The 15,660-nt window shown below is 65.4% G+C and carries 13 protein-coding genes and 1 pseudogene; 6 read left to right on the top strand and 8 right to left on the bottom strand.

What is annotated here, in order from left to right:
* Positions 1-9 precede the first annotated feature (9 nt).
* Entirely contained in the window at positions 10-657 is a 648-nt protein-coding gene (locus tag E4O92_RS14490) for a (2Fe-2S)-binding protein (protein WP_370660012.1), read from the bottom strand.
* 217 nt (positions 658-874) lie between these two features.
* Here E4O92_RS14490 and E4O92_RS14485 point away from each other — a divergent pair, with 217 nt between their 5' ends.
* Positions 875-1,288 carry a hypothetical protein gene (locus E4O92_RS14485; RefSeq protein WP_229483375.1) on the top strand — a complete coding sequence of 138 codons (414 nt, stop codon included), beginning with the start codon at positions 875-877 and terminating at the stop codon, positions 1,286-1,288.
* Between the two features lie 30 nt (positions 1,289-1,318).
* Here the strand turns inward: E4O92_RS14485 and E4O92_RS14480 are convergent, their stop codons facing one another.
* The 4 genes and pseudogenes from E4O92_RS14480 to folE form a co-directional block, all read right to left on the bottom strand.
* Positions 1,319-1,927 carry a phosphatase PAP2 family protein gene (locus tag E4O92_RS14480; RefSeq protein ID WP_135190444.1) on the bottom strand — a complete coding sequence of 203 codons (609 nt, stop codon included), beginning with the start codon at positions 1,925-1,927 and terminating at the stop codon, positions 1,319-1,321.
* Between the two features lie 208 nt (positions 1,928-2,135).
* Positions 2,136-5,042, bottom strand: a complete 2,907-nt coding sequence (locus tag E4O92_RS14475; RefSeq protein WP_206076881.1) for a TonB-dependent receptor — start codon at positions 5,040-5,042, stop codon at positions 2,136-2,138.
* 654 nt (positions 5,043-5,696) lie between these two features.
* A pseudogene (locus E4O92_RS14470) lies at positions 5,697-5,972 on the bottom strand (transposase); the annotation flags it as partial.
* Positions 5,973-6,080: 108 nt separating this feature from the next.
* Positions 6,081-6,647, bottom strand: coding sequence for a GTP cyclohydrolase I FolE (gene folE / locus E4O92_RS14465; protein WP_135190442.1), 567 nt, complete (start codon positions 6,645-6,647; stop codon positions 6,081-6,083).
* Positions 6,648-6,806: 159 nt separating this feature from the next.
* Between folE and E4O92_RS14460 the strand changes: the two genes are divergently transcribed.
* Positions 6,807-7,694, top strand: coding sequence for a hypothetical protein (locus tag E4O92_RS14460; protein ID WP_206076880.1), 888 nt, complete (start codon positions 6,807-6,809; stop codon positions 7,692-7,694).
* Between the two features lie 5 nt (positions 7,695-7,699).
* On the opposite strand, the gene nudC is transcribed toward E4O92_RS14460, so the two are convergent.
* Positions 7,700-8,518, bottom strand: coding sequence for an NAD(+) diphosphatase (nudC, locus tag E4O92_RS14455; protein ID WP_135190441.1), 819 nt, complete (start codon positions 8,516-8,518; stop codon positions 7,700-7,702).
* 52 nt (positions 8,519-8,570) lie between these two features.
* Positions 8,571-9,455 carry a DUF4142 domain-containing protein gene (locus E4O92_RS24865; protein ID WP_167759798.1) on the bottom strand — a complete coding sequence of 295 codons (885 nt, stop codon included), beginning with the start codon at positions 9,453-9,455 and terminating at the stop codon, positions 8,571-8,573.
* An 83-nt stretch (positions 9,456-9,538) separates the two neighbouring features.
* Between E4O92_RS24865 and E4O92_RS14445 the strand changes: the two genes are divergently transcribed.
* The 4 genes from E4O92_RS14445 to E4O92_RS14430 are packed head-to-tail and all read left to right on the top strand — an operon-like array spanning position 9,539 to position 14,729.
* Positions 9,539-11,302, top strand: coding sequence for a carbamoyltransferase family protein (locus E4O92_RS14445; RefSeq protein WP_229483373.1), 1,764 nt, complete (start codon positions 9,539-9,541; stop codon positions 11,300-11,302).
* Positions 11,299-12,654, top strand: a complete 1,356-nt coding sequence (locus E4O92_RS14440) for a N,N-dimethylformamidase beta subunit family domain-containing protein (protein ID WP_135190440.1) — start codon at positions 11,299-11,301, stop codon at positions 12,652-12,654. The genes E4O92_RS14445 and E4O92_RS14440 overlap by 4 nt, the downstream gene beginning before the upstream one ends.
* A 9-nt stretch (positions 12,655-12,663) precedes the next feature.
* The gene (locus tag E4O92_RS14435; protein ID WP_135190439.1) at positions 12,664-13,665 is read left to right on the top strand and encodes a radical SAM protein; all 1,002 of its coding nucleotides are present in this window, start codon (positions 12,664-12,666) and stop codon (positions 13,663-13,665) included.
* Between the two features lie 11 nt (positions 13,666-13,676).
* Positions 13,677-14,729 (top strand): glycosyltransferase family 9 protein, encoded by a 1,053-nt coding sequence (locus E4O92_RS14430; RefSeq protein WP_135190438.1) that lies wholly within the window; start codon positions 13,677-13,679, stop codon positions 14,727-14,729.
* A gap of 106 nt (positions 14,730-14,835) precedes the next feature.
* Here the strand turns inward: E4O92_RS14430 and E4O92_RS14425 are convergent, their stop codons facing one another.
* Positions 14,836-15,375, bottom strand: coding sequence for an REP-associated tyrosine transposase (locus tag E4O92_RS14425; protein WP_135190437.1), 540 nt, complete (start codon positions 15,373-15,375; stop codon positions 14,836-14,838).
* Positions 15,376-15,660 lie beyond the last annotated feature (285 nt).

Below are 15,660 nucleotides of genomic sequence, written 5' to 3'. Positions count from 1 at the left end.
CGCCCCCTTTTACGATCCGGGCATGGCGGTGCGTTCGACCACGTTGCGGATCGCCGCCACGATGTTGGGATAGGCGCCGCAGCGGCACAGGTTGCCGCTCATGCGTTCACGGATCTCCTCGTCCGACAGCGCGCCGCTCCGCGCATCGCCCTTTGTTACCGCGCTGGCCTGGCCGCCGGCCGCCTCGGAAAGCAGCGCCACCGCCGAGCAGAGCTGGCCCGGCGTGCAGTAGCCGCACTGGAAGGCGTCATGGTCCATGAAGGCCTGCTGCAGCGCGTGCGGCGCGCCGTCCTGTGCCAATCCTTCGATGGTGGTGATCTCCCTGCCCTCCTGCATGATCGCGAGCGTCAGGCAGGAGTTGATGCGGCGGCCGTCGACCAGCACCGTGCAGGCGCCGCACTGGCCGTGGTCGCAGCCCTTCTTGGTGCCGGTCAGGCCCAGCACCTCGCGCAGGGCGTCGAGCAGGGTCACGCGCGGCTCGATCATCAGTGCATGGTTCTGGCCGTTGACGCGGAGCAGGACATTCTGCGGGGGCGCATACGGCATGGGAGCGGCCTCGACAGGCCGTTCGATCCGGGTTTGCTCGTCTTGTGGCATGGCTGTGCTCGATTGAAGGAAAGACAAAGAACCCGTCTGACCTGCCGGGTCCACCGGCAGTTCCTACGGATGAGTGATGTGGGCCGCGGCACGTGATCAAGCTTTGATGCAGACAGCCTGCCTGAGCCTGCAACCTGCCTTACGGATTGATCATCTACCAAATCCCAAAACGGGGGAGCGCGCCACGAGCGCCGTGTCCGGCCGGCGGTTGCGTACGGCGTTTGAAGCAACCTATACTGGTCGCGGTGATGCAATAGAGCATCAAAGAGGAATCGACATGCGCAAAGCACTGGGCTTGGCCGCGCCGCTGCTGCTGGCCGGCTGCGTCAACCAATCGGCCAGCTATTACATCGACGGCAACGAGCACGCGCTGAGCCTGCGCGCCCAGCAGGACACCTTCTGGAGCAAGCAGGTAACGCTGCGGCTGATGGTGTCGCGGCTGCCCGACTGCCAGCGCCAGCTCGTGCTGGGCAAGGCGCCGCTGTCGGACGTCGAGGTGGAACTGTTCGCCAGCGGCGAACAGGTGTACACGCTGCGCACCACGGAACAGGTGTGGCAGGTGGATACGCAGGGCTGCACGCAGATCGACCCGCCACAGGGAGAACTGGGCCAGCAGTTGGGGATGTTCCGGCTGGACGGGAAGAAGAACCTGGTGTTCGAGCAGGCCGCGGCGAATGCCGCGGCCAAATGATCAGGCGCAGGTTGGGCCAGGCGCCGGCAATTACGGCCGTAGCCAGCCGCGCGCGATCGGCGTTGCCAGCACACGGCGGTAGACCGTTTCCATCGGCGGCAGCAGCCACCCGCAGAGCGCCGCACCGACGCGGCCGTTAAACAGCAGCACCACCGCCAGCGAGACCAGCAAGGCGCCAAACATGTCCATCGGATAGTGCACGCCGAGGAACACGCGCGACCACGCGACCGCCAGCGCGGCCGGCAGCAGCACCGCGCCCCAGCGGCGCGCCAGCGGCGGCGTGCTGGTCAACAGCACCAGCGCCACGGTGAACATGATGGTGCCGTGGTCACTCGGGAACGAGCTGTCGGGCGCGTGGTGCAGGAAGGTGTTGCCGATTCCGGCCATGAACGGCCGCGGATGGAACCAGAGCAGGCCGATCACGGCATTGATCGCGAGGGCGACACCGGCCGCCAGGCCAGCGCGCACCGCCGCCTGGCGCTGCCTGGCCCCGCCAACGATCCAGAGCTGGACCAGCACCACCGGCACCAGCAGGATCAGCCATTCGGCGGCGAATACGGCGCCGGACAGGCGCCAACCGGCCAGTCCGGCAGGCGCGTTGATTACGGAAAATAAAACGAGGTTGAGGTGTTCAAACATGGTGGTACCGCTGAGGAAGAAATGGGCTTGATTTGCTCAGCTTAACGCAGGCGAGCCCAGCCGTGCTACGCCAATTGCGACAGAACGTAATCAGGATCAACCTGGCTCGCTGCCAGGGATGCCATCCATGAAAAAAAATGGCCCCGCGCAAACGGGGCCGTGAACGGATGCCACGGCGGGAACGCCGTGGCTTAGCGCGCAAGAAGCGTCAGAACTTGTAGCGGGCGCCGACCAGGAACTCGCGGCCGGTCACGTGATGCACGAGCACGCTGTTGCGCGCCCGGCTCACGAACTGGTCGTTGGCCTCATTGGTCAGGTTGACGCCTTCCAGCGTGAACTCCAGCTTGTCGTCCCACTTGTACGACACAGACAGGTCGACGTTGAAGGTGGCGTTCTTGCCTTGCACGTCGTTGTTGTTCTGTGCCGGCACCACCTGCAGGTACGACGCGCGGCGGGCGCCGGTCAGGCGCGCGCTCAGCTTGCCGTCGTCGTAGTACAGGGTGGCGTTCGACGATTTGGGCGACAGGTTAACCAGGTCATCCTGCACCATGCCGCTGTTGGCGACGTTGGCTGCAAGCAGGTAGTTGATCTTCGACTCCACTTGCGTGTAGTTGGCGACCACGCCGAAGTTGCGGCCCCAGGACGGCAGGAAAGTGAACGGCTGCTGATAGTTCAGTTCGAAGCCGCGCAGCTTGCCGCCCGGCGTGTTGGCGAACGAGGTCACGTCGAACACTTCGGTACCGTTCCAGTTAGACGGCAGCAGCGACATCGGCAAGCCGGTCTGGTTGAACGGCATCGACTGGCGGACGCCCTGGATGTAGCTGTCGATATTCTTCTGGAACAAGCCGAGACCCACAAACGCGTTCTTGCCGAAGTAGTACTCGAACGAGGCGTCCAGAGTCTTGGCGCGGAACGGTTTCAGCACCGGGTTGCCGGAGTTGATGGACGGCGAACCCGCGGTGGAGATCGAACCGCCCGGGTTCAGGTTGCCCAGCGGCGGACGCGACATCACCTTGGCGGCCGCCAGGCGGACCAGAAAATCGCGGGTGACGCTGGCGGTCAGGTTAAACGACGGCAGGAAGTCCTTGTAGTCGTTGTAGGCAGTGACCGGGGTGCCGCCGCCGGTGGCCAGGTAGCCCTGGGCGGTCACCTTGGTCTTGACATAGCGGCCGCCGACGTTGCCGCGCAACGGAATGCCGGCCGCCTCGGTGTCGAAATCGGCCATCAGGAAGACGCCATTGTCTTGTTCCTTGATGGCGCGGTTGTTGCCACGCGCGTTGCCGTTGGTAATCGAGGCCAAGGTGAAGTCGCCCGGGCCGTTAGCCGGACCGCTCTTGAGGCAGTTGCAGTAAGCGTCGTACAGCTTGGTGATCGCCTTCACGTCCGGAATCACCCAGCTGGTGATGGTGCCGGCAGGCAGGGAGAGCCCGTTGCCGAAATCGGTGACCGTACGGGTCACGCTGTCCAGGCTGGTGCCGGCCGGCAGGCCGTACATGACTTCGGTGCCGCGCCGATACTCATAGGTGTCGAACTTGTAGGTCTTGAGGTCCACGCCCCCCTTGAGCGTCCAGGTGTCGTTGGCGCGCCAGGCCGCGTCCAGGTGGAGCACATCGTTGACGTTGTTCGAACCCTGCGGGCGGATGCGGATTTCGCTCGGGGTGGCATTGGCAACGCTCGTGGCGCCTGCCGGCACGCCGTAGATGTTCAGCACGCCGGTCTTGGACGGATCGAACGGATAGGTGATCAAAGGCAGGCGGTCGCTGTTGCGGAAATCGATCGTATAGCCATTGACGTTCGGGGCGTCCAGGGTCACCGTGGTCTGGTACGGATTCGCGAACTTGGACTGGGCGCGTCCGATGCGGGCGTTCACGGTCCAGTCATCGTTCAACCTGTGCGCGATGGTCAGGGTCGGCTGGGTGAACTTGGTGGACAGGTCGTCGAAACGGTTCTCGGAACGGATGTCCACGCCGTTGTACACGCCGTACAACAGGCGGCCCTGGGCGTCATATTGCGCCTGGACCACCGAGGTCTGCGGCTTGCCACCCTGGGTGGCGGTACGGCTGAACGAGATCGCTTCCAGGAAGCTCTCCTCGCGCGTGGCCTTCAAATCGGCGTACAGCATGTCGAGCGAAATGCGGGTGCCGCGCATCGGCTTCCATTCGAACGATGCGGTCACGCCCAGGCGGTCCTGGTCGTGGGTCAGGCGGCCGTAGCGCGGCAGGCGCGGATGGAAATTTTCGTTTTTGCTGGACTGGTTGTAGGCATCCGTGGCGCCCGCGCTGGCCGGCAGGCGGTCGGCGGCCGGGAAGCCACCGCCGGCGGGGGCGCAAGTCGTCGCGGTCGAGCTGCCCACGCCCATCGGGGCGCACCAGCCGCCGGAGGAGGAACCGTTATCCCAACGCACGGTCGAGAAGCCCTCTTCGAACATGGTGCGCTTGGAGTAGGCCGCCGAGATCAGGTAGCCCATGGTGTTGTCGTTGAACGTATTCGACACCATGAAGGCGCCGCGCGGATTGGTCTTCTTCGCCAGGTCGTTGTAGCGCGCCTTGAGCATCGCGGTGGCGTTGAAACCCTTCTTGAGGTCGAACGGACGCATGGTCTGCAGGTCGACGGTGGCGCCCAGCGAGCCTTCTTCCACGTCAGCCGCCGAGCTCTTGCGCACGGTCAGGGAGCTGAACAGTTCGGAAGCGAACACGTTGAAGTCGAAGCCGCGGCCACGGTTGTTGCCGCCCGAGCTGTCGGTGCCGCCGGTGGTGGCCAGGCCCTCGATGCCGTTGATGCGCACGCGGGTGAAGTCCTGGCCCAGGCCGCGCACCGTGATGCTGCGGCCTTCGCCGGCATCGCGGTCGATCGCCACGCCGGGCACGCGCTGCAGCGACTCGGCCAGGTTGGTGTCGGGGAATTTGCCGATGTCTTCCGCCTTGATGACATCGACGATGCTGTTTTCGGTGCGCTTGGCATTGAGCGCGCTTTCCAGCGAGGCGCGCAGGCCGGTCACCACCACGGTCTGCGGTTCGTCCTGGGGTGTGGCGGTCTGGGCATGGGCGCTGCTGCCAATGGCCAGCAGGGCAGTGGCAAGCACGGTCATGGCCGGCAGTTGATTCTTGTTACGCATGCAGTCTCCTATACATTTGTTAGCGCTTTCTTGTTTCTGCTATTGCGGTAGGCGCCACCCGAAACTCTGAGAGGTCGTATCGAGAGCAATCAAAACTCTGAGCGGTCACGCCCGATGATTACTTATAGTTTCCGTAAGTACAACCAAAATCGCATTTGGACACGCCCAAGGTGGCGGCCGAGGGATGCATTTTTTACATTCAAATTGATTGACGAATCTGCAATTTTGGCGGAATTTCCGCAGTTTTCACTGCAATCTGCCGTGCAAAGCCAACAATCTCTTGTTGGAATGGAAGAATGTGAAATTTATGGCGGGCTGAGGAATTGGTAAACCGCCGAGGCAAAAAAACAACAAGTGGTCAGACCACCAAGATTTTTGCCGCGTTATTATTCCGTCAAGTGGTCAGTCCAGAAGGGAAGTGATCTAGCCGGCCTGCGGAATCGGCCGGACGGCGGGGAGAAGGCAAGGCGCTGCGGATAGCGGGCTTTGCGTGGATAGGGACGACGTTTCCTGCGCGGCCAGTCAAGCGTGCAGGCCAACGCTCAGCAGTAAAAACCAGGGCGCGGGACGACATGCCGGCAGCCAGGAGCAGTCGCCTGTCCCCTTCTATCGTGGTGCCAGCAGTTTGCGCAGCCGCTCCAGTTCCTGCGTGCGGCCGAGCTTTTCCAGCGTCTGCTCGAGCAGCGTGCGGTCGCCCTCGCGCAGCATGGTCCACTGCGTGAAATATTCGTGAACCGTGCGCCAGGGCGGGAACTCGGGCGGCATGCTGCGCCAGGCGGAACCGGTGTGAAGGAAGTACAGGACGGCGTTATATACGTCGTACAAGTCGTGTTTGCGTGGACGCGTTTTGCGGCGCGCTGCTTCGAGCATGTCGCGCACCTGTTCGAACTGCTCGCGCGAAATGTCGCTCGGGAATTCTGGCCTGGCCATCTCGATCGTCCCAAATACGACTTTGAGACAGCCGATCTGGAACAGGTTCCCGATTTGACGCCATGGCGCCGCGATGAAAAAGCGGCGCCCGGCCGGCGCCGCCAGGGGTCAGTCGCGGGCGAGCGCCAGGAACTCGGTACGCAGGGCCAGGTTGGGTTGCAGTTCGCCCAGCATGGCCGAGGTGACGGTTTCCTCGCCGGGCGTGCGGATGCCGCGGCTTTCCATGCACATGTGGCGGCACTTGACGACCACGCCCACCGCCTTGGGCTCGAGCACTTCCATCAGCGCGTTGGCGATCTGGATCGTCATGCGCTCCTGCACCTGCAGGCGCTTGGCGAACACGTCGACCAGACGGGTCAGCTTGGACAGGCCGACGATCTTGCCATTGGGTAGATAGCCGACGGTGGCCTTGCCGAAGAACGGCGCCAGGTGATGCTCGCAATGGCTGTACACCGGGATGCCGCGCACCACGATCAGCTCGTTGTACTCCTCGGCGCCATCCTCGAATGCCTTGAGGATCTCGGCCGGGTCCTGGTCGTAGCCGGAAGTCCAGTGTTTCCACGCTTTCGCAACGCGTGCCGGCGTTTCGTGCAAGCCAGGACGGTCCGGATCCTCTCCCAGGCTGGTCAGCAGGCGACGCCAGTCGTGTTCGGTGAAAGCTTCTTTGTCAGACATGTTCAACCCTAAATGTGCAATCCCGAGAGTATATAGAAAATGCCGCAAATGTATCCGGCATTGCCTTTTGTTCGAGCAAGTTTGAGCAAACCGACCTCATCCGTTAGCCGGATGCGCTAGCGTGTATCGAGTTTTGACTCACTCGCCAAGGAGGCGCCCATGTTTGGCAGCACAGTCCTGGAAGTTGCGATTGGTTTGACGTTTTGCTTTGGCACGGTCGCCCTGATCGTGAGCGCGCTGCAAGAAGCGCTGGCGTCGGCGTTCCGGCTGCGCGCCAACACCCTGCTTGACGGGGTCAAGAGCATGCTCAACGACCCGAACTTCGCCAGCCTGGCGCAGGCCGTGTACGCGCACCCGCTGGTCAATCCGCATGGCGGCGGTACCGAGGCAGGCTCGCTCAAGAGCATGCCGTCGTATATCGAGCCGGCCAATTTCGCGATCGCGCTGGTGGACAGCATCCAGCAGACGCCTGGCGACTACAGTTCGTTAGGAAGGGCGATCGATGCCATTCCGGATGATCAGATCCGGCGGATGATGCAGGGGCTGTACCGGCGCGCGGCCGACCTGCCCCAGTTCCAGCACGCACTGGCGGCGTGGTTCGACAATGCCATGGATCGTTTGTCCGGCGTCTACAAGCGCCAGCAACTGCTCATTTCGGTGCTGATCTCGTTCCTGCTGGCGGTCCTGTTCAACATCGACAGCATCCACCTGTTCCGCACCCTGTGGCAGCACCCGCTGGCGAGCCAGATCAGCACGGTGCCGGGCGCGCTCACGCCCGAGACCCTGCAGGCGCTTTGGGCGCTGCCGATCGGCTGGACCAGCTTCCCGCCGGCATTGAACGCCGATTTTGCGCTGCAGTTGGCCGGCTGGATGGTGACCGCCTCGACCACCCTGTTCGGCGCGCCGTTCTGGTTCGACCTGCTGCAGCGTGCGATCCAGATGCGCGGCACCGGCGCCAAACCGCAGGACACGCCCCGGACCGTGGTGCTCGATGGCGCGCTGGCGGTCCAGCCGGAACAGCCGGCCAAGCCGGTGGCGGTCGCCTGAGATTGCTAGCGTCCGGGCGGACGGTGCGTGTCGACCAGCAGGCTCGAGATCGACACGTGCGGCACCCGCTCCGGCCACTCGTCGCCGGGGCCGAACCAGCGCGCCTCGGCGATTTCATTGCGGTCGACGCGGATCTCGCCGTCCAGGTAGTCGGCGGTGAAGGCAATCATCAGGGAATGCGGGAAAGGCCAGGACTGGCTCGAGAAGTATTGCAGGTTGTGCACCCGCAGGCCCACTTCCTCGGCCACTTCGCGGTGCACCGCTTCCTCGATCGATTCGCCGGCCTCGAGAAAGCCGGCCAGCGGGCTGAAACGCTTGGAGGGCGAGTGCACGTGCATCGCCAGCAAGACTGCATCGCCCTTCTTGATCAGCACCATCATCGCCGGTGAGATGCGCGGGTAGGCCATGTGGCCGCACGCGACGCACTTGAAGCAGCGCTCGCCAGCCATCAGCAGCGTCGGGCTGCCGCAGGCGCCGCAGAAACGGTGGGTGCGCGCCCATTCGGCGACCTGGGAGGCGCGCCCGGCCAGTCCCAGCAACTGGTCGTCAAGCGTTCCGAACAGCGAGCGCAGGCCGCGCCAGGCAAAGCCGGGCGGCACGCTTTCGCTATCGGTCCAGCCAGCCTGGCAGTAGCGGCCATTCCACAGGCCGAGCGGCAGCAGGCGTTCGGGATCGACGTCCAACTGCGCCAGTACCGATGTATCCGGCAACGCGAGGCCGGGCTCGGACACCAGCAGCCGCCCCTGGTGGAACAGGAAAGTCAGCGGGTCGGGGTGGGACTGGCGAGTCAGGAGCGGAATGAACGAAGCGGGCGTCTGCAGCATGGGTTGGTATCAGCGAGAAAAGTTCTCTCGATGATACCTTCTTTCGCCTCCCTCAGGCACGGCCCAGCTTCTTGCCCACGTCGTGCGCCCGCTTCAGGTGGTCGCCGAACATGCGCGCACCCTCCTTCGCCATTTTCTTGATTTCCGGGTCCGGTTCGGTATCGGCGTAGTGGCTAAACACCTTGATGTCGCGCTCGTGCACGTCGATTTCGTATTGAATCCAGCGCTGCTCGAACACGGTGCCTTCCACGCCCGACAGCTCGTCGACCGTCATCTGCTGCTCGCGCCGGATGGCGCGCGGCACTTCCAGCTTTTTGTCGGTCGCCAGCTTTTCCATGTCGCGGCTCATGCGGCCGTGCTCGTCGATCATTCTTTGGGCAAAGTGCTTGACCTCGGGGTTCTGCGACTTTTCCATCGCCATTTCGCAGATCTTAACTTCCGCCATCGAGTCCTGGAGCGCCTCGATCAGGAATTCATTGCTGCCCAGGTGAGGCTTGGCCTCATGCCTGGTCTCATGCTTGGCTTCGTGCTTGGTCTCGTGCTTTTCCTCGGCTTGCTCCTTCGGCTTGGCTTCGTGTTTGGTCTCGTGCTTGGCCTCAGCCTCCTTCGGCTTGGCTTCGTGCTTTGTCTCGTGCTTGGCCTCATGCTTTGTTTCGTGCTTGGCCTCGGCCTCCTTCGGCTTGGCTTCATGCCTGGTATCGCGCTTGTGTTCCTGGCCCTCGTCACGCCCGCCGGTCACATCATCCGGTAAGCGCCCAAACGCCTGGCTGACGTCGGCCGGTGTCTGGAACATTTCGTCCGGCAGCATTTCGAGCGATGCGCAGACGTTGGCGTCCGCCCCTTCGCTCTTCGCTTTGTCGATCAGCGAGGCCTTGGACGCCGGATAGTCCATGCCCTTCAAAAACTTCTGAATCTGAACCGGATTGACGTGCGCCATGATCGGCCTCCTTGACAAATAGCCTTAAGACCTCGTTTTCGCATACTGGTTTCGCCCAGCCGCTCGCGTCCGCCACGAACTTAATGAGCTCATCACGCTCCAACAGTGAGCTGGAGCGCCGGATCGCCGGCCGCCGGGTCGCCACCATGGCCAACCAGGAGATCACGATGAACGATGCGCCCGTTGTGCTCGGGGTCAACCGCACGCAGGACGCGAGCGTCTGCCTGATGCACGGTTCGCAGCTGGTATGGGCAATTCAGAAGGAAAGGCTGACGCGCCACAAGCACCACTGGGGCAAGCCGGGGGATTTCCGCGACCATTATGCGCCCCGCCTGCCGGGGCTGGACCGGCCGATCGACGTGCTGGTCGAATGCTACTCGTCCGATCCCGAGATCGGCCAGCTGCCGCTGTACGAAGCGGAACTGCGCGAGACGCTGCGCCTGGCGCCCGGCTGGCAGAGCAGGCGCATCTCGCACCACCTGGCCCACGTCTACAGCGTGTTCCATCCCTCGCCGTTTCGCGATGCGGCGGTGATGATCGTGGACGGCCAGGGCAGCCAGGTGTCCGCGCTGACCGAGCACTGGAACGGTGCGGTCGGCGTGCCGGGCGACTGGCGCGAGGTGTCCTCGTTTTACCGCGCCGACCGGGAGCGCATCGAATGCATCGACAAGCAGGTCTGGAACCGCGACGATGCAGAGCTGGTCGGCCTGGGCATGTTCTACTTCCTGCTGACCCAGACCATGTTCCCCGGCGAAGGCAACGAAGGCAAGATCATGGGGCTGGCGCCGCACGGCGACCCGCGCGCGCTCGGCCTGCCGCCGCTCGATGTCGACGGCTTCCACGTCATGATCCCGGCGGCATGGCGCGCGCAGTTGCGCGAACGGGCACGCTTTCGCTACGGCGAGCCGGGCGTGCGCTTTTCCGACTGCGCCAACCTGGCCGCAGCAGGCCAGCGCGCGTTCGAAGAGGCGCTGCTGCAGGTGGCACGCTGGCTGCACGCCACGACCGGCATGGACAACCTGTGCTTTGCCGGCGGCACCGGCCTGAACTGTTCCGCCAACGAGCGCCTGCTGCGCGAAACGCCGTTCAAGCACGTCTTCATCCCGCCCGCGCCGAGTGACGCCGGCACCTCGATCGGCTGCGCGCTGTATGGCCTTGTCGAGCTGGCCGGCCAGCGCTGCGAATGGCGCTGGACCAACGACTATCTGGGGCCCGAGCCGCGCCTTGATGCCATCGAGGCGGCGCTGGCCGACTGCGCCGACCTGATCGTCGAGCGCCCGCCGGGGCGCGACGTGCTCGCCGTGCACATGCTCGACCTGCTGTGCGCGCGCAAGGTGGTGGGCCTGTTCCAGGGGCGCAGCGAGTTCGGGCCGCGCGCGCTGGGGCATCGCAGCATCCTGGGCAATCCGCGCCACGGCCACGTGCGCGACTGGGTCAACGCCAGCGTCAAGCAGCGCGAGTGGTTCCGGCCGCTGGCCCCGGTCGTGCTGGAAGAGCGCGTCTCTGATTTCTTCGGCGTGGCGGGCCCGTCGCCATTCATGCAGTTCGCCGCGCCCGTGCATCCGGAGATGGCGGCGCTGGTGCCGGCCATCACCCATGTCGATGGCACCGCCCGGCTGCAAACGGTCGGCCCGCGTGACGATCCGCTGCTGCGCGCCTTGCTCAAGGGTTTCGAAGCGCGCACCGGCGTGCCGGTCCTGCTCAACACCTCGTTCAATGGCAAGGACGAACCGATCGTCGAAACGCCGGAAGAGGCCGTGGCCGCGTTCCGGCGCATGCCCCTGCACGCGCTGGCGATGCCGCCGTTCCTGGTGCGCAAGCGCGTCGAGCCGGAGCTGCCCGAATGATCCGCGGCTATCCCGCCCGCGCCAGCGTGGCGCCCGGCGAGCAGCTGCTGCTGCACGTGGCGACCGACAGCCCGCGTTTCCGGGTGCGCTTCTACCGCTACGGCGACGGCCCGGTGCCGGTGCACGCATCGGGATGGATGGCGGGCGAGGACGCGCCAGAGCGCGGCGCTGACCAGGACTGGCGCTGGCCGGTCTACCCGTTGGCCATTCCGGCCGACTGGCCGTCGGCGGTCTACATCGCCCACCTGGAAGAGCCGGGCGGAGCACCTTTCGACCTCGCGCTCGATTGCGCGGCGGCGCTGTTCGTGGTGCGCGGGGAGCAGCCGGGCGGCATGCTCTACAAACTGCCGCTGGCCACCTACCACGCCTACAACTGCAGCGGCGGCGGCTGTTACTACTTCAATCCGCCACGCTCGAGCGACCCGCCGGGGGCGCGCGTATCCCTGCTGCGGCCGGGCGGCGGCATCGGCGGGCCCACCTGGGGCGCCCCCGACCATTACGATCCCGGTTCGCCGCGCCAGACCTTCGCCCACTGGGATGCGCGCTTCATCGGCTGGCTGGCCAGGAACGGCTACGCGCCGCAGTTCTGCACCGACCTGGACCTCCATGCGCAACCTGACATGCTGCACGACTACCGGCTGCTGGTCTCGAGCGGCCACGACGAATACTGGAGCACCGCCACCCGCGACGCGGTCGAGGACTTCGTCACGGGCGGCGGCAACGTCGCGTTCTTCGCGGCCAACCTGTGCTGGTGGCGGGTGCACCTGGTCGACGATGGCACGGCCATGGTGTGCCACCAGGGCGGGCCGCGCGGCGCGCTGGACCACTGGTGGCCGCCCGGCGGCGCGGGCCGGCCGGAAGACACGCTCTCGGGCGTGAGCTACCGCCACGGCGGCGGCTGGTGGGACGGCGCGCGCGCCACCCGCGGCTACATCGTGCAGCAGCCGGAGCACTGGGTGTTCGCCGGCACCGGCTTGCAACGGGGCGAAGCATTCGGCCAGCACAGCGAGCCGCCGCTGGTGGGCTACGAATGCGACGGCGCGCCGCTGGACGCGTTCGATCCGGATACCGGCGCGGCCCTGCTCTCCGCGTGGGTTGATGACGAAGGCACGCCGGCCAGCTACCAGCTGCTGGCGGCCAGTCCGCTGGACGCGCGCTGGCAGGAGCGTCCGCCGCGCGCGCGCCACGCCGCCGGGGAAGGCGTGCACGCGGCCACGCTCGGCCTGTTCGAACGCGGCGGCACCGTGTTTTGCGCCGGCACCACGGATTGGGCGCAGGTGCTGGGCAGCGGGCGCGAGCCGGTGGTCGAGCGCATCACGCGCAACGTGCTCGACCGCCTGTTAATCCCATGAGAGAACGCCATGAGCACGCCACTGCCGCGCTTCGTCCAGATCGAGCCCGTCGGCCAATGCAACCTGCGCTGCCGCATGTGCCCGGTCCAGTTCCGGCCCGATGGCCAGCACGGCCCCGCGGCCTTCATGCCCTACGACACCTTCCGCAAGCTGCTCGACCAGTTCGAAGGACTGGCCGAGCTGCACCTGCAGGGCCTGGGCGAGCCGCTGCTGCATCCACGCTTCTTCGACATGGTGCAGCTGGCAACCGCGCGCGGGATCGCGGTGTCGACCAACAGCAACCTGACCGTGCTGACCGAGGAACAGGCGGTGCGCTGCGTGCGCAGCGGCTTGTCCAGCATCCACGTCTCGATCGACGCGGCCAGCGCCGCAGCCTACGAGGCGATCCGGGTGCGCGCGCGCTTCGACAAGGTGCTGCGCAACCTGCGCCGGCTGGTCGAGGCCAGGGAGCGCCTGGGCTCGCTCTTGCCGCGGATTCCCCTCGTTGCCGTGCTCATGCGCCGCAACCTGGACCAGTTGCCGGCGCTGGTGCGCCTGGCCGCGCGCGAAGGCGCGGAAAGCCTGGCGGTGCAGCAGCTGTGCCACGACTTTGGCGAAGCGACGCTGCCGGCGCGCTACCTGCCGATGCGCGACTTCGTCGACGCCGAGATGCTGACCGAAGCCGACCGCCCGCATGCCGAAGACGTGTTCAACGCGACCCGCGCCGAGGCCGAGCGGCTCGGCCTTCCGCTCAAGCTGCCCCGGCTGGTGGCGCGCGTGCACGCGCCGGACGTCCCCGGCCCCCAGCGCTGCGACTGGCCGTGGCGCGGCGCCTACGTCAGCTATGACGGCAAGGCCATGCCGTGCTGCATGGTCGCAACCCCGGACCGCATCAACTTCGGCGACATGGCCGCGCGCGGCGTCGCCGACATCTGGCACGGGGCAGCCTACGAGGCGTTCCGCGACCAGCTGTCCTCGCCCACCCCGCCGGCCGTGTGCGCCAGCTGCGCGATTTACAAGGGAACCTTTTAATGGAGGAACACGTGAACCGCCGACCACTCCTGCAGCGGCCCGACATCCGGTCGGTCGCCCTCTTCCGTGCCCTGCGGCTGGGCGACATGCTGTGCGCCGTGCCCGCCCTGCGGGCGCTGCGCGCCGCGTTGCCATCGGCGCGCATCACGCTGGTCGGCCTGCCCTGGGCGCAAGAGTTCGCCGACCGCTTCGCGCGCTACGTCGACGAATTTGTCGCCTTTCCCGGCCACCCGCTGCTCCCGGAGCAGCCCGTGCGCCAAGCCGAACTGACCGCCTTCTATGCCGGGATGTGCGAGCGCGGCCTTTCGCTGGCGCTGCAGCTGCACGGCAGCGGCGAAGTCAGCAACGAGATCGTGGCCGGCTTCGGCGCCGCGGCGATGGCCGGCTACACCCGCGGCGAGGCGGTGCACACGGACAAGACCATGCTGCTCCCCTATCCCGACACCGGAGCGGAACCGGAACGCCTGCTGCAGCTCGTCCTCGGACTGGGCGCGCCAGCGGCCGGCGAACACCTCGAGTTCCCGGTCGGCAGCGAGGACGAAGAAGAACTGCAAAGCCGGGGCATCGGCGCCAGGCTGTCGCCGGGCAGCTACATCTGCATCCATCCGGGCGCGAGCAGGAGCGAGAAGTGCTGGCCGGCGCGCCACTTCGCCGCCGTGGCGGACCGGCTGGCCGACGAATTCGGGGTGGCGGTGGTGCTGACCGGATCGGCCGGCGAAGCGACCACCACGGCCGAGGTGGCGGAGCACATGCGCACGCCGGCGATCGACGCGGCGGCCCCGATCTCGATCGGCGCGATGGCGGCCTTGATGAGCCGTGCGCGGCTGCTGGTGTGCAATGATACGGGTGTGTCACATATCGCCGCCGGACTCAAGCTCAAGAGCGTGGTCGTGTTCAGCAAGGCCGACATCGCGCGCTGGGCACCGCTCGACCGCCGCAACCACCGCTGCATCTGGGACCCGGACGCCGAACGCGCCAGCGTGGTGCTGCAGCATGCGCGCGCGCTGCTGGCCGGCACCGCGCCGAGCCGTGAGCGCGCGGCGGGGATGTGGCCGTATTGGTGACACGGGCAGATGCGGACGCGAAATCCTAATCGTGCACCGCGCACCTACGCATGAACATCGTAGGGTGCGCACCCGTGCGCACGCGGTACGTGTGCGTCATGTTGGCTCATTCATAATCCATTTCCGACAAATCGGCCGCCCCACCCCAATCCGCCGGATAAACCCCTTCCCGAACATACCGTCCAAATGTCGAATACGGCCAATCGGCAGCTCGCTTTGCATGCCCGTGCTTCACCGGATTGATATGCACATAGTCGAGATGCCGTCCGTAATCGACATCATCACGAATCCGGTGGTCCCAGAAACGCCGCTGCCAGATCGTCGACTCTCGTCGTACAACACTTGACCGAGTCAACAATCTTTGGTCCCTGAAATCGTCGCGCACGCATATCGACACCCACCGCTTGATCTTTAACCAGCGAACGGAAAAATTACTGTCACCAGCCGGCAGGGTCCACACGCAATGCAGGTGATCCGGAAGAAGAACCCACGCATCGATTGAGAATGGATGCACAGCGCGAACCATTTCGATTGCGCTCCTGAGCGCCAATCGGATCGATTCATTGCACAGGATCGGACGACGGCGGTAGGAAACGACAGTGAAAAAGAAGGCCGGACCAGCGAGTGGACGACGATAGCGGGACATGACGCAGCATCGTACGCCCGTCACGTTTCGGCCCCGTGACGGGTGTCAAAAACCGCATCATGGTCAGGGATTGACGGCCCGGGCGGATCGATCGTCCTCGTGCGCACTGGTGCGCACCCTAGGAACTCGAATACGTTGAGTTCGATCCACCAGCTCCGTCGGGTGCTGGCTTGCGGCTGTCGTTTTCACTGCGCTGCGTTCGCGAACCGCGGGCGCACAGGTGCGCACCCTGTAAGAGCAAAGTTGTAATGTCCGGTTCTAGCAAAGTAGAAATGTCCGCTTTCT

This window comes from Massilia horti (assembly GCF_004614195.1).
Lineage (GTDB): Bacteria > Pseudomonadota > Gammaproteobacteria > Burkholderiales > Burkholderiaceae_D > Telluria > Telluria horti.
The sequence above is the reverse complement of the archived record's forward strand: the minus strand, read 5'-3'. Positions and strand labels throughout refer to the sequence as shown.

Coding starts and splice junctions, on each gene's coding strand:
- E4O92_RS14475 (WP_206076881.1), bottom strand. CDS start 5,042: ATGCGTAACAAGAATCAACTGCCGGCCATGACCGTGCTTGCCACTGCC.
- E4O92_RS14460 (WP_206076880.1), top strand. CDS start 6,807: ATGTTTGGCAGCACAGTCCTGGAAGTTGCGATTGGTTTGACGTTTTGC.
- E4O92_RS14440 (WP_135190440.1), top strand. CDS start 11,299: ATGATCCGCGGCTATCCCGCCCGCGCCAGCGTGGCGCCCGGCGAGCAG.
- E4O92_RS24865 (WP_167759798.1), bottom strand. CDS start 9,455: ATGGCGCACGTCAATCCGGTTCAGATTCAGAAGTTTTTGAAGGGCATG.
- E4O92_RS14435 (WP_135190439.1), top strand. CDS start 12,664: ATGAGCACGCCACTGCCGCGCTTCGTCCAGATCGAGCCCGTCGGCCAA.
- E4O92_RS14485 (WP_229483375.1), top strand. CDS start 875: ATGCGCAAAGCACTGGGCTTGGCCGCGCCGCTGCTGCTGGCCGGCTGC.
- E4O92_RS14425 (WP_135190437.1), bottom strand. CDS start 15,375: ATGTCCCGCTATCGTCGTCCACTCGCTGGTCCGGCCTTCTTTTTCACT.
- E4O92_RS14480 (WP_135190444.1), bottom strand. CDS start 1,927: ATGTTTGAACACCTCAACCTCGTTTTATTTTCCGTAATCAACGCGCCT.
- nudC (WP_135190441.1), bottom strand. CDS start 8,518: ATGCTGCAGACGCCCGCTTCGTTCATTCCGCTCCTGACTCGCCAGTCC.
- E4O92_RS14445 (WP_229483373.1), top strand. CDS start 9,539: ATGAGCTCATCACGCTCCAACAGTGAGCTGGAGCGCCGGATCGCCGGC.
- folE (WP_135190442.1), bottom strand. CDS start 6,647: ATGTCTGACAAAGAAGCTTTCACCGAACACGACTGGCGTCGCCTGCTG.